Consider the following 13,981-nt stretch of genomic DNA (forward strand, 5'->3'; position numbering starts at 1 on the left):
TCGCGATGCATCCTTTCGACGATTCGGCAGGGCAGCCGTCCCCGGCCAATGACCGCACCCAATTCATGCCGCGCCCCGGTGGCCGTGCGCCCGAGCCCGGGCGTCCGGCTCCGGCGCCAGCGCCGTCCCTGGCCATGCCGGCGGCACCGCTGCCGGCCGGCCAGGCCCAGGGCCTGAACCCCCTGGAGAGTGCTGCCGGCCCGCTCCTGGCCTTGCTCACCCGGCTGCGCAACACCCTGGCCCATCCGGCCCCGGCCAGCCTGCGGGCGCAACTGCTGGCCTACCTGCGCCAGTTCGAGGAGCGGGCCGAGGCCGCTGGCGTGCCGCGCAACGATGTGCTGCTGGCCCGCTATGCGCTGTGCACTGCCCTGGATGAAGCGGTGCTCAGCACCCCCTGGGGCAGCACCAGCGACTGGGGCAAGCAGAGCCTGCTGATCACCGTGCACAACGAAGCCTGGGGCGGCGAGAAGGTCTTCCAGTTGCTGGAGCACTGCCTGCAAAGCCCCCGCGAGCGCCTGTACCTGCTGGAGCTGCTGTACCTGTGCATGTGCCTGGGTTTCGAAGGCCGCTACCGGGTGATGATCGACGGTCGCAGCCAGCTCGAAGCGCTGCGCGAGCGCACTGCGGCGATCATCCGCAGTGCCCGCGGCGAGCACGAGCGCGAGCTCTCGCCGCATTGGCGCGGGGTCAGCGTGGCCCGTGACCGGCTGGCCCAGTTCATGCCGCCCTGGGTCGGTATCGCCATCGGTGTGGCCCTGCTCCTGGCGCTGCTGTTCGGCCTGCGCCTGAAGCTGGCGGCGGACGCTGAGCCGGTGTTCAAGAACATCCATGCCCTGGGCGAGATCCCGGTGCAGACCCTGGACCGCCCAGTGATCCAGCCCAAGATTGTCGAGCGTCCGCGCCTGGCGGGCTTTCTTGCCGAGGACATCAAGGCCGGGCGGGTGGCGGTGGAAGACGCCGTCGACCGTTCGGTGGTGACCATCCGTGGCGACGAGCTGTTCGCCTCGGCCAGCGCCAGCATCCTCGACGACTATCAGCCGCTGATGCTGCGCATCGCCGACGCGGTGCGCAAGGTCAAGGGCCAGGTGCGCATCACCGGCCACAGCGACAACCGCCCGATCGCCACCTTGCGCTTCCCGTCCAACTGGAAGCTGTCCCAGGCCCGCGCCGAATCGGTGTTGCAGATTCTCGCAGCGAAGACCGGCCAGCCGGAGCGCTTCAGCGCCGAAGGCCGCAGCGATACCGAGCCGTTGGCAACCAATGCCACCGCTGAAGGGCGGGCGCGCAATCGTCGGGTAGAAATCAGCGTATTGGCGGAGGGAGTCGAGTGAAGGCGTTTTTCAGTTTTGTGACGCGCTGGGTGATTCCACTGCTGGGGCTGATCGCCCTGAGCCTGATCATCTGGTTCATTGGCCCGCTGCTGGAGTTCCTGGTGCCGGAAGGGCGGCGTTGGGCGCTGATCATTGTCATTTTCGCGGTGTGGATCGGCTACCGGGTGTTTCGCATCATCCAGGCCCGCCGGCACGCGGCCAAAGTCCTGCAAAGCCTGGCCGCCGATACCCCGCCGGACCCGGACAGCGTGGCCACCGCCGAGGAACTGGCGGCCCTGCGCCAGCGCATGGACGAAGCCCTGGCGCTGTTGAAGAAGGCCAAGCTCGGCGGTGACGAGCGGCGCAACCTCTACGAGCTGCCGTGGTACGTGATCATCGGGCCACCGGGCTCGGGCAAGACCACCGCGCTGGTCAATTCCGGCCTGCATTTTCCCCTGGCCGCGCAGCTGGGTGCCGGTGCCGTGCGCGGCGTCGGCGGCACCCGCAACTGCGACTGGTGGTTCACCGACCAGGCGGTATTGCTGGACACCGCTGGGCGCTACACCACCCAGGACAGCCATGCCGCGGTGGACAAGGCGGCCTGGCTGGGCTTTCTCGACCTGCTGAAAACCCAGCGTTCGCGGCGGCCCATCGATGGCGCCTTCGTCGCCATCAGCCTCTCCGACCTGCTGCTCAGCAGCGAAGCCGAGCGGGCGGCGCATGCGGCGGCGATTCGCCTGCGTATCCAGGAGCTGTACACCCAGCTGGGAGTGCGCTTCCCCATCTATCTGATGCTCACCAAGCTCGATCTGGTGCCGGGTTTCATGGAGTTCTTCGATTCCCTGAGCAAGGAAGAGCGGGCCCAGGTCTGGGGCATGACCTTCGCCCTGGACGACGGCAAGAGCGGCGACAGCCCCCTGGCCCAGTTGCCGGCGGAGCTGGCGGCCCTGGAACAGCGCCTCAACGAACGCCTGGTGGAGCGCCTGCAACAGGAACGCGATCCGGCCCGGCGCGACCTGATCTACGGCTTCCCGCAGCAATTCGCGGCGCTCAAGGAGTCCTTGCAGGGCTTCCTCGAAGGCGTGTTCAAACCCAATGCCTTCGAAGAGCGCGTGCTGCTGCGCGGGGTGTATTTCACCAGCGGCACCCAGGAAGGCAGCCCCATCGACCGCCTGATCGGCGCCATGGCCCAGAGCATGAATCTGGACCGCCAGCACCTGGCGCGGCAGACCGGTACCGGGCGCAGCTACTTCATCGAGAAACTGTTCAGCGCGGTGGCCTTTGCCGAGCGCGGGCTGGTGGGGGTCAACCCCAAGGTCGAGCGGCGGCGCAAATGGATCGCCCGGGGCGCCCTGGCGGCCACCGTGGCCCTGGTGCTGGTGGTCAGCACCCTGTGGATCATCAGCTACCGGGCCAACCAGGCCTATATCGCCCAGGTCGACCAGCGGGTCGGCCCGGTGCGTCAGGACGTGCAAAGCCTCAGCCCGGCCCAGCGCGATGTGCTGGCGGTGCTGCCGCTGCTCAACGCCACGCGCAACCTGGCCGGCGATGCCCCGGGCTGGGCCGAAGGCCTGGGCCTGTATCAGGGCGACATGCTCGAGGCCGAGGCCGCCAGCGTCTATCGCAAGCTGCTGGTGGCGGTGTTCGCCCCACGGCTGATGACCCGCATCGAGGAGCAGCTGCACAGCGGCGGCAACTCGGACTTCCTCTACGAGGGGCTCAAGGCCTACCTGATGCTGGCGGACAGCGAGCACTACGATCCGGACTTCATCAAGGCCTGGATCACCCTGGATTGGGACCGCACCCTGGCCCGCGACCTGCCGCCCGAGCAGCGCCAGGCCCTGACCGGCCACCTGCAGGCGCTGTTCGAAAAACATCCACCCAATGCGCGGCTGGACCAGCGCCTGATCGACGACCTGCGCCGCCAGCTGCAACAGCTGCCGGTGGCCCAGCGCGTGTATGACCGGGTCAAGCGCGCCAAGCTGCCGGACGGTGTGCCGGACTTCCGTCTCAGCGAAGCCGGTGGCCGTGACGCGGCGCTGGTGTTCACCCGCAAGAGCGGCAAGCCGTTGAGCGAACCCCTGAGCGGGCTGTTCACCGCCAAGGGCTACCGCGAAGGCTTCCTCCTGGCCAGTCTCAACCAGGCCGGCACCCTGGCCGAAGAGCAGTGGGTACTGGGCCGCGATCAGGCCGACCAGCAGAACGTCGCCAGCCTCGCCGCCGACGTGCGCCGCCTGTACTTCCAGGACTACCTGCGCCAGTGGGACGCCTTGCTGGCGGACATCGACTTCGTGCCGATCACCAGCGTGGCACAGGCCGCCGACGTGCTGCGGATTCTCTCCGGGCCCACCTCGCCGCTGAAGAAGCTGCTGGTGGCGGTGGCCAAGGAAACCGATCTGCAACAGGAAGAACGCCTGTTGGCGGCCCAGGGCCAGAAGGTCGAGGGCGGTGTGGATCAACTCAAGCAGCGCCTGGGTTCCCTGCTGGGCCAGGAACAGGCAGGCAATCCGGCGGCCGTGGCCAGCAGCGAAGACCCGGTAAGCGCGCACTTTGCCGAGCTCAACAGCCTGGTGAGCAAGGGCGAAGGCGAGCCGGCGGCCATCGACGGCCTGCTGGCGGACATGAATGCCCTGTACGTGCAGGTCAGTGCCATGGTCGGGGCCAGCGGCGATGCCCTGCTGGGCGAGGCCAAGAACCAGGCCAGTGCCGCGGCGGCGCGGGTCAGCCTGACCGCCGAGCGCCAGCCGCCGGTGGTCCAGGGGCTGGTGAAATCGGTGGTCAGTTCCACCACCAACACCATGATGGGCGGGGTGCGCAACCAACTGAATGCGGCCTGGGTCAGCGAGGTGGTGAACGTTTATCGCCAGTCCCTGAGCGGGCGTTATCCGATGTCGCCGGGCAGCTCGCGGGACGCGACCCTGGAAGACTTCGGCCAGTTCTTCGGCACCGGCGGGGTGATGGACAACTACTTCCGCAAGTACCTGCAGCCTTACGTCAACACCTCGACCACCACCTGGAGCTGGCAGCCGGGCGCGGCGCAGAAGCTGGGCATTTCCCCCGGCGTGCTGCAAACCTTCCAGCGCGCCTCGAACATCCGCGATGCGTTCTTCCGCTCCAGTGGCGGGACCCAGCCGGCGGTGCGTTTCGAGCTCAAGCCGGTGGCCATGGACGCCAACATCAGCCAGTTCCTGCTCGACCTGGATGGCCAGCAACTGAGCTACGACCACGGTCCGAGCCGGCCGGTGGCCATGCAATGGCCGAACCCGGGGAGCATCGGCGTGGTGCGCCTGTCGATCATGCCGCCATCGGCCACTGGGCGCTCCGGGATCACCCTGGACGGTCCCTGGGCCTGGTTCCGTTTGCTGGAGCAATCGGACCTGACCGCCACCAACTCGCCGGACCGCTTCAACCTGCGGCTGCGGGTGGATGGCGCGAGCATCTCTTACGAACTGCGGGCCAGCAGTGCCTTCAACCCGTTCAAGAGCCGGGTGCTCAGCGGCTTCAGCCTGCCGGAGCGGCTATGACGGTGGTCGGCCTGTACGGCAAGTTGGCCAGCCGCGGCGATTTTGTCAGCCGTGGCTTGCCGCAGAGTTTCATCGGCCCTTGGGACAGTTGGCTGGCGGCGGGGTTGCTGGCCAGCCAGAACGCCCTGGGCGAGCAGTGGCTGAACGCCTACCTGGTCAGCCCGCTGTGGCGTTTTGCCCTGGCCCCGGGAGTCTGTGGGCCCCAGGCGGCGGTGGGCGTGGTGATGCCGAGCATCGACCGGGTCGGGCGTTACTTCCCCCTGACCGTGGCCGCCTTGCTGGCGCCTGAAAGCGATGTGGCCTCCCTGGTGAGTGGTCCGCAGCTGTGGTTCGAACAGGTGGAAGAGCTGCTGCTGGCGACCCTGGACCAGGACGCCAGTTTCGAAGCCCTGGAGGACGGGTTGCAGGCCCTGGGAGCGCCGAGCCCGGCGACTCGCGCCGAATGCAGCCATTTCGCCGGCCTGCAGCGGTTTTATGTCAGCGATCCACAGTCCCGTGGCGCGGTCCTCGCGACCCAGGGCAGTGAAGGGTCGAGCGCCTGGTGGGGCCGGGGTTCGCCGTCCATCAGCCCGATGCTCCTGCGTTGCCAGGGGCTGCCGCCGGCCAGCGATTTTGCGCAATTTTTGCTCGGACAAGAAGGTGCCGTCTAAATGGGTTCAGCGCCACAACTGTCCTACCAGTCCGCCAGCTACAGCCATGTCGGCATGGTGCGGAAAATCAATGAAGACGCCTGGCTCGAAGCCCCGGAAGCCGGCCTCTGGCTGGTGGCCGACGGCATGGGCGGGCACGCTGCCGGGGATTACGTCAGCAGCCTGATTGTCGATAGCCTGCGCGGCATTGCGCCGGTCGATAGCCTCGACCATTACGTCGCCGCGCTGCGCAATGGCCTGGCGGCGGTGAATGCTGCCGTGCGCGAGGAAACCGCCAATCGCGGGGTGACCATGATGGGCAGCACCGTGGTCCTGCTGGCGGTGCGCGGTGCTCGGGCGGTGTGCCTGTGGGCCGGCGACAGTCGCCTGTACCGGCTGCGGGACGAGCAACTGGAAAGCATTTCCAGGGATCACAGCTACGTTCAGGACCTGCAGGACAGCGGCCTGCTCAGCGAAGCCGAGGCGCGGGTGCACCCCCGGGCCAATATCGTCACCCGGGCCATTGGCGTCGAAGCCCAGTTGGAGCTGTCCCAGGTCGACCTGCAGGTGGAGGACGGCGACACCTTCCTGCTGTGCAGCGACGGCTTGAACAAGACCGCCGAAGACTTCGAGCTGCGCGATGTGCTCAGCCACAGCGAGCCCAACGACGTGGTGCGCAGCCTGATTCACCTGGGCCTGACCCGGGGTGCGCCGGACAACATCACCGCCATCGTGATCAAGGCCGCAGGACAGTGACCATGGACATTCTGATTCCCGGCTTTGACATCCAGGGCGAGATTGGCGAAGGCGCCATGGCCACCGTGTACCTGGCGACCCAGCGTTCGCTTGAGCGCAAGGTGGCGCTCAAGGTGATGGCCGCGGCGCTGGCCGCCGACCCGAGCTTCTGCGAGCGCTTTTTGCGCGAGGGCAAGACCCTGGCGCGCCTGTCCCATCCGCACACCGTGACCATCCACGACATCGGCAATGTCGGCGAGCTGTACTACATGGCCATGGAGTACCTGCCCAACGGCACCCTCAAAGAGCGCATTGCCGCCGGGCTGACCCCGGAGCAGGGCCTGGCCTACATCCGCCAGATCGCTTCGGCCCTGGGTTATGCCCACGCCCAGGGGTTGGTGCACCGTGATGTGAAGCCGGCCAACATCCTGTTCCGCGCCGACGGCACGGCGGTGCTTTCGGACTTCGGCATCGCCAAGTCCCTGGATGACCGTACCCAGTTCACCCAGGCCGGTTTTGCCGTGGGCACGCCGAGCTACATGAGCCCGGAACAGGCCCGTGGCCAGGACATCGACGGGCGCGCCGACCTCTATGCCCTGGGCGTGGTGCTGTATGAAATTCTCGTCGGCGAGTTGCCTTACAACGGCACCGACGCGCTGTCCACGGCCCTGGCCCACCTCACCGAGCCCTTGCCGGAGCTGCCGCTGCACCACGGGCGCTACCAGCACATCCTGCGCAAGCTGCTGGCCAAGGACCCGGCGGAACGTTATCCGGATGCGGCGGCCTTGCTGACGGCCCTGGACAACCTGCCGCCTGAGGCGACCGAGGTCGAGGCGACGCTGATCCAGCCGTTGCCGCTGCCGCCTCAGGCTGCACCTCAGCCTGTACCTCAGCCTGTAACTCAGCCTGTAACTCAGAGCCACGACCTGGCCGGGTTGACCCCGGTGTCGATCGAGATTCCCCGGCAGGCGCCTGCGCCACAACCGGCGCCGCGCCGCGAGCCGCCCAAGGAGCCAGCGGCGCCGCCGCGCACCTCCAATCTGCCACCAGCCGGCAGTGGGGCTTCCGAACAGCACCGTGGCCCGGTGCTGGCCCTGGCCGGCGTCGCCGTGGCCGTCGCCCTGGCGGTGGCCGGCGCTGGTTATTGGTGGCTGTCCGGTGACAGCCCGGCGCCTGCGCCCAAGACCGCTTCGACGGTCAGCACCCCGCCTGCCGTGGTGGCGCCGCCGGTGGAGCAGCCACTGGCAGCGGATGTCGATGGCGGCCAGCGACCGTTGCTCATGCCGGGCAAGAAGACCCTGTTCCAGCGGGTGCTGAGCAAGCCGGGGGCGAGCTTTTCCAGCGAGCCGGGGGCCACGCCGGACAAGTCGGTGCCGGCGTTCTCGGTGCTTTACGTGTACCAGCGCAAGAACCTCGACGGCCGCTCCTGGCTGCGCCTGGGCGCCGCCAGTGACGGGCGCAGCGCCGGCTGGCTGCCGGCCGAGCAGGTCAGCGACTGGAAGCAGAGCCTGGTGCTGAAGTTCACCGAGCGTTCCGGTCGTGCACCGGTGATGTTCGTGCGTCAGGCCAGCGAACTGGAGCGTTTGCTGGCGGACCCGGCGGCGGCCAAGAACCTGCTGCTCAGGGCGCAGAAGAATCCTCAGGACGAGCAGCAGGTGCTGGCCCTGGAACCCAATGCCAGCGCGGTGCCCCAGGAGCAGTTCTACCTGCTGCCGATCTTCGATTCCAAGGAGAGCTTCGACGAGAGCGGCCAGCCGGTGCAGTTGCTCAATGTCGCCTCGATCGACCCGGGCAACAGCCCGCAGAGCATCAGCGACAGCAGTGGCCAGCGCCTGCCGGCGAACAGCCCGCCGGCCGCCGCCGATGCCTTCCGCACGGCAGTGGTGCTGGTGGTGGACACCTCGGTGTCGATGCAGCCGTACATCGATCAGGTGCGCGACGTGGTGCACGAGCTGCAGAGCAAGATCGCCGAGCGTGGCGAGCTGGACAGTGTCAGCTTCGGCCTGGTGGGGTTTCGCAACAACACCAGCAAGACCCCGGGCCTGGAGTACGTGACCAGGACCCTGGTGACCCTGGATCAGGGTCGCGACCCGCAGCGTTTCCAGGAGCTGGTGAGCCAGGTCAAGGCCACCAGTGTCTCCAGCCACTCGTTCAACGAAGACGCCTTTGCCGGGGTGATGCAGGCCGTGGAAGGCATGGACTGGAAGGGCTACGGCGGACGCCTGATCCTGCTGGTCAGTGATGCCGGGGCCCTGCGCAAGAACGATCCTTACAGCCGTACCCAGATGAACGAAGCGGAAGTGCGCCAGGCGGCTTTGGGCAAGCAGATCAAGATCTATGCCCTGCACCTGCGCACCGATGCCGGCAAGAAAAACCACGCCCAGGCGGAAACCCAGTACCGGGTACTGACCGCCGACGCCAACCCGAAGATCGGCGACCTGTACATTCCGGTGCCCGGCGGCGATGTGCGCAAGTTCGGCGAGCAGGTCGACGAGATCGGCACGGTGTTCGCTGACCTGGTGCATCAGGTGCGCAGCAACCAGAACCAGGACGTCCCGCAGCTGGCGGCGGCGCCGAGCATCGCGCAGAAGTCGGCGGCCATCGGCTACGCCATGCACATGGATTTCCTCGGTCGCAAATCCGCGAGTCAGGCGCCGCAGCTGGTCAGCGCCTGGACCGCCGACCGCGACCTGACCAACCCGGCGCTGCCGGCGTTCCAGGTCTGCGTGATGCTGACCAAGCTGCAGCTCAACGACTTGCAGCAGTCGCTGAAGCTGATTGTCGATGCGGCACGCAAGACCCAGACTTCGCCCAAGGATTTCTTCCAGGAAATCGCCAGCGCCAGCGCCTACATGAGCCGCGACCCCTCGGCCCTGCGCAAGGGCGGCAACCTGGCCGACGGCGGCGTGCTGGGGGAATACCTGGAAGGGCTGCCGTACCGCAGCAAGTCGCTGAACATGACCCAGGACCTGTGGCTCTCCCTGAGCGTGGCCGAGCAGGAAGATTTCATCGACGAGCTGGATTCGAAGATCCGTCTCTACGAGACCTTCCACAACGACCTGGCCAACTGGGTGCGCTTCGGCGATGCCGAGCCGGGTGATGCCCTGTACCGCGTTCCGTTGTCGACGCTGCCGTGATGCTCGATCTGGCAGAGGTGCGCAAGAGTCGCGGCGAGGGTCGCCAGCGCTACAGCCTGGTGATCCCCAGGCTGCAATTGCGCGCGGGCGATCAACTGGCGGTGGTCGGCCCCAGCGGCTGCGGCAAGAGCACGCTGCTCGATCTGCTGGCGCTGGTGCTGGCTCCGGACTCGGCGGCGCGCTTTGAATTCGCGCCGGCCAATGACCCCATCGACATTGCCGGCATCTGGCGCGGCACTGGTCACAGCGCCCTGGCGCAGTTGCGCAGCCAGCACCTGGGTTATGTGCTGCAGACTGGCGGTCTGCTGGGGTTTCTTGATGTGCGCAGCAATATCAGCCTGCCCCGGCAGTTGCTGGGGCTGGCGGACGAGGGCATTCCTCGGCGTTTGGCCGAACGCCTGGAAATCGCTGATCAACTGCACAAGAAACCCGCCGCCCTGTCGGTGGGCCAGCGTCAGCGGGTCAGTTGTGCCCGGGCCTTGGCCCATGGCCCGCAGGTGCTGCTGGCGGATGAGCCGACCGCGGCCCTGGACCCCTTGAACGCTCAGCGGGTGATGCAACTGTTGGTGCAACAGGCGCGGGATCAGCGGCTGTGCTGCGTGATCGCCACCCACGATGAGGTGCTGGCCCGGGCCAACGGCTTGCAGGTGCGGCGCATTGCCTGCCAGCGCGATGCCGACGGCGGAGTCACCGCGACGCTGGGGGAGGCCTGCTGATGCGTGCGTCCCTGACCGCTGCCCTGGCCTGGCAGGACTACCGCGCCGATACCTGGTTGTCGGCCTGTTCGGTGCTGGCCCTGGTGGCAGTGATTGCGCCGTTGCTGGTGCTGTTCGGGCTCAAGTTCGGGCTGGTGAGCAGCCTCACCGAGCGCCTGGAAAAGGACCCGGCGGTACGCGAGATCATTCCCCTGGGCGGTGGACGTTTCAGCGCCAGCTTCATTGCTGAACTGGGCCAGCGTCCGGACGTCGCCTTTGCCTTGCCGCGCACCCGGCAGATTGCCGCGACGGCGGACTTGTCCCGGGGCACGGGGGATATCGGACTGACCGTGGAAATGTTGCCGACCGCTGTCTCGGACCCCTTGCTCGGGCGTTTGCCGGTGCCGCGGAACATGAGTGGCGTGCTCCTGAGTCGTACCGCCGCCGAGAAGCTTGGCGTACAGCCTGGAGATTGGCTGCAGGCAAGCTTCGGCCGGCAGGTGGCAGGGCGCAGCGAAGTGCAGCGGACCCGGGTCCAGGTGGAGGGTGTATTGCCCCTGGAAGCCTTTGCCCGGGATGCCCTGTTCGCCCCTCTGGCCTTGCTGGAGGCCGCCGAGGACTACCGCGACGGCCGTGCCGTGGCGGCCCTGGGCTGGCTCGGCGAAGCGCCGGCCGCGTCCGCGCAGCGGGTCTACCCGGCCTTTCGCCTGTATGCCCGCAGCCTGGATGACGTCGAACCCTTGCGCCGCTATTTCGCCGAGCGTGGCCTGTTGGTGGCGACCCAGGCCCAGACCATCGCCCAGGTGCAGTCCTTGAGTCGCAACCTGTCCATTGTCTTCTGGGTGATCGCCGGGCTGGCCCTGGCGGGCGCCTTTGCGGCGATCTTCGCCGGGGCCCTGGCGGCGGTGGAGCGCAAGCGCCGGGAGTTGTCGGTGCTGCGCCTGCTGGGATTCTCCACCGGCGCCCTGTTGTTGTTCGTGGTGGCCCAGGCGCTGTACAGCGCCGGTTTCGCTGCGTTGTTGAGTGGCGCTCTGTATGGCCTGGCCCAGGCCGGGCTGAATCATTTGTTCATGCAGGTGCCCGGCGAGTACGCCAGTCATTTGCTGCCGGCCCATTACGGGCTGGCCCTGTTGGCGACGCTGGGCGTCAGCACCCTGGCCGCCGCGCTGGGCGGCTGGCGGGTGTCGCGCATTGAAGCCTGTGAAGGAATTCGCGATGTATAAGTTGATCGGCACCGTGTTGGCCATGACCCTGGCCGGCGCCGCGTGGGCGCAAGAGCCCGGTAACAAGATGGACAACCCCAAGCCCTTGCCGGACGACGTCAGTCTGCCGCTGCCCTGTGAAGGCGAGATGGTGTTCCGCTATGTCTACGTGTTGGCCCAGGGCACCCTGGACGACCGTGAGGTCAACCTCGGCTATCCCTTCAGCGAAGGTGAGAGCGGCTACCAGCAATCGTTCATCTCCGGTTATCGCCGGGACTACATCAATGGCCAGTTCACCCTCAAGGACCTGCCTGGTGCCTGGAGCAAGACCATTGCTCCGGCCTTGCCGAAAACCGGTGCCGGGGTGCCTCTCAAGCCGATGCTGTATTTCATCGGCAAGTACGAAGTCACCGCTCGTCAGTATGCCCAGGTGATGGCCCAGGCCCAGTCCCTGGCCAGCGGCGAGCCGGCCCCGGCCTGTGAAGCCTCGGAGGGGATGCAGGGGCGTTTGCCCAAGGTCAAGCTGTCGCGCTTCGAGGCCGAGCGTTTCGCGGCGGTGTACAGCGCCTGGCTGATGAAGCATCACCGTGACTTGCTGCCGGTCAGCGGCCGCGGCGGCTCCTCCGAAGACGGCGGCCTGGGCTTTGTGCGCCTGCCCACCGAAGTGGAGTGGGAATACGCCGCCCGTGGCGGTCAGGCGGTGAGTCGCCAGGAGCTGGAAGGGCGGCTGTTTCCACGGCGCCTGGAGGGCAGCGAGAGCGATGGCCCGCTGGCGGACTGGGCGGTGTTCAATCAGGTGGCCGGCGGCACGGGTCAGGCGGCGCGGCTGATGCCGATCGGCACCAAGCTGCCCAACCCCATCGGCCTGTTCGACGTGATCGGCAATGCCGCCGAGATGGTCCAGGAGTCGTTCCAGCTGGTGCGCGCCGGACGGCGCCAGGGCACCTACGGTGGCTTCGTGGTCAAGGGCGGCAATTACCTGGAAGGCGAGGGCACGCTGTTTACCGGCATGCGCCGCGAGTACCCGCTGTTTGGCGCCGACGGCACCGAGCAGAGCAATGAAACCACGGGTTTTCGGGTGGCCATCGGCGCCTTGTCGGCCCCGCGTTCGCGCTACAAGGAGCTGTTCGCCCAGTGGCAGAAGGAAGGCCGCCTGGCGTCCCTGACCGACGCCATCGATGACGCCCAGGACCCCACCAAGCGCCTGGACGCCATCATCGCCGCCAGTGTCGACCCGCGTCTGCAGGCGGAGCTGGGGCTGGTCAACGAAGAGCTCAAGCGCAACGTTTCGCTGATCGCCCAGCAGCGCGAGGAGGCGGCGGGCAACCTGATCCAGTCGTCGGCCCTGGTGGCCGAGACCATCAATAACTACAACATCCGCCTGACCAACCTGAAGAAGAGCCAGCAGCAGGCCATCGATGCCAAGGACGAACCCAGCGCCAAGCTGTTCGCTGAAGCCATCGACAACGGCCGCAGCGCGCTGGACGGGGCGGTGGCGATCTACATCGACAACCTGGCCACGGGCACCCGTTACACCGACGCGGTGATCCAGGCGCAATTTCAACGGATCAAGGAAGAACTCAATCGCAAGCCGGTGCTCGGCAAGAGCCTGGTGACGCGCGCTACGTTATTCGTCCGCCATGTCGGGAATTATCGCCAGCAACGGCGAGCCGACCCGGCGACGATTTTGAAGGAACTGCTCGCATCGACCGGTCAGAAGTCATGACCGGCCGCTGTCTGTCGAGCCTGGAGGAGCTCGGACGACCTGGCGTCGTACCGAGTTGGTCAAACTTAATCGAGATCACGAACATGCTTTTTTCCCGCAACCCATTTGCTTCAACATCCAAGCGTCACCTGTTGTTGGTTGCCGCCGGGTTCAGCACCGTATTGACCGGTTGCGCGACCTCTCCGGTGTCCAAGGTCGCCTCCACCACCAAGGTCGAGTACTACCCGAGCTGCTACGAGCCGGTGCAGCACCTGCGCGCCACTGATTCGGACATGACCAAGTCGGTGGTCACCGGTGCCGCCCTGGGCGCTGCTGGCGGTGCCTTGCTCGGCGCCCTGACCGGCGACGGCGACAACCGTGGTCGCAATGCGGCCATCGGTGCGGCCGGTGGTGCCCTGGCCGGTGGTGCCGCCGGCTACTACACCGAGCGCCAGAAGCAGATCGCCGATGACAATCAGCGCATCGCTTCCTACGCCGCCGACGTCAACAAGAGTGCTGCCGACATCGATCGCAGCACCGCCTACGCTCGTGCTTCGCAGACCTGCTACCAGCGTGCCTTCGACAGCCTGATCACTGCCCGCAAGGCCAACAGCATCAATGATGTGGAAGGGCGCAAGCGCCTGGCGGAGATCGTCAGCGGCCTGAAAGAGTCCAATGACCTGATCGCCGCGGTGAACGGCCGGGCCAGCGAAGACCTGAGCAAGTACAACCAGGCCTACGAGCAGGATCTGCAGCAAGTGGGCGTGCAACGTACCGACGTGGTGAAAGTCGCCACCGCCGACACCACCCCGGTGACCACCACCGGTGGCAGGAAGAAGCAGCAGAAGGTCAAGCAACCCAAGCTGCCGACTGTACCGACGGAAGCGGTGAGCACCGAGAAGTCGATCCAGCAGGCCAAGACCAAGCAGGCCGAGAGCAACAAGGTCGCTACCACCGGCCAGACCCAGGTCAACAGCATGTGCAAGAGCCCGGACCTGGGTGATTGGGCACCGGTGCCTTGCCCTAACGTGTGAGTCAGTGATT

Annotated in this window: 9 protein-coding genes; all 9 read left to right on the forward strand. The window is 66.9% G+C overall.

Annotated elements, in window-relative coordinates; all coding sequences use genetic code 11:
• Positions 1–5 precede the first annotated feature (5 nt).
• The 9 genes from J5M73_RS01425 to tagQ all read left to right on the forward strand — a co-directional run bounded on the left by J5M73_RS01425 (position 6) and on the right by tagQ (position 13,971).
• Positions 6–1,331, forward strand: a complete 1,326-nt coding sequence (locus J5M73_RS01425; RefSeq protein ID WP_102862286.1) for a DotU family type VI secretion system protein — start codon at positions 6–8, stop codon at positions 1,329–1,331.
• Entirely contained in the window at positions 1,328–4,834 is a 3,507-nt protein-coding gene (tssM, locus tag J5M73_RS01430) for a type VI secretion system membrane subunit TssM (RefSeq protein ID WP_102862285.1), read from the forward strand. The genes J5M73_RS01425 and tssM overlap by 4 nt, the downstream gene beginning before the upstream one ends.
• Positions 4,831–5,484, forward strand: coding sequence for a type VI secretion system-associated protein TagF (tagF, locus tag J5M73_RS01435; RefSeq protein WP_102862284.1), 654 nt, complete (start codon positions 4,831–4,833; stop codon positions 5,482–5,484). The genes tssM and tagF overlap by 4 nt, the downstream gene beginning before the upstream one ends.
• Positions 5,485–6,219, forward strand: coding sequence for a protein phosphatase 2C domain-containing protein (locus J5M73_RS01440; RefSeq protein ID WP_102862283.1), 735 nt, complete (start codon positions 5,485–5,487; stop codon positions 6,217–6,219). It abuts the gene before it with no gap.
• A 2-nt stretch (positions 6,220–6,221) separates the two neighbouring features.
• Complete coding sequence (locus J5M73_RS01445) at positions 6,222–9,335, forward strand: serine/threonine-protein kinase (RefSeq protein ID WP_207814959.1); 3,114 nt, start codon at positions 6,222–6,224, stop codon at positions 9,333–9,335.
• The gene (locus tag J5M73_RS01450) at positions 9,335–10,051 is read left to right on the forward strand and encodes an ABC transporter ATP-binding protein (protein ID WP_102862281.1); all 717 of its coding nucleotides are present in this window, start codon (positions 9,335–9,337) and stop codon (positions 10,049–10,051) included. Before J5M73_RS01445 ends, J5M73_RS01450 begins: the two co-directional genes overlap by 1 nt.
• Complete coding sequence (locus J5M73_RS01455) at positions 10,051–11,253, forward strand: ABC transporter permease (protein WP_102862280.1); 1,203 nt, start codon at positions 10,051–10,053, stop codon at positions 11,251–11,253. Before J5M73_RS01450 ends, J5M73_RS01455 begins: the two co-directional genes overlap by 1 nt.
• Positions 11,231–12,958: an SUMF1/EgtB/PvdO family nonheme iron enzyme gene (locus tag J5M73_RS01460; RefSeq protein WP_180988546.1), complete on the forward strand. Its 1,728-nt coding sequence runs from the start codon at positions 11,231–11,233 to the stop codon at positions 12,956–12,958. Before J5M73_RS01455 ends, J5M73_RS01460 begins: the two co-directional genes overlap by 23 nt.
• Before the next feature lie 83 nt (positions 12,959–13,041).
• Positions 13,042–13,971, forward strand: coding sequence for a type VI secretion system-associated lipoprotein TagQ (tagQ, locus tag J5M73_RS01465; RefSeq protein WP_102862278.1), 930 nt, complete (start codon positions 13,042–13,044; stop codon positions 13,969–13,971).
• Positions 13,972–13,981: the final 10 nt, after the last annotated feature.

The sequence above is a fragment of the Pseudomonas sp. 50_B genome (genome assembly GCF_017491625.1).
Taxonomy (GTDB): Bacteria; Pseudomonadota; Gammaproteobacteria; order Pseudomonadales; family Pseudomonadaceae; genus Aquipseudomonas; species Aquipseudomonas danubii.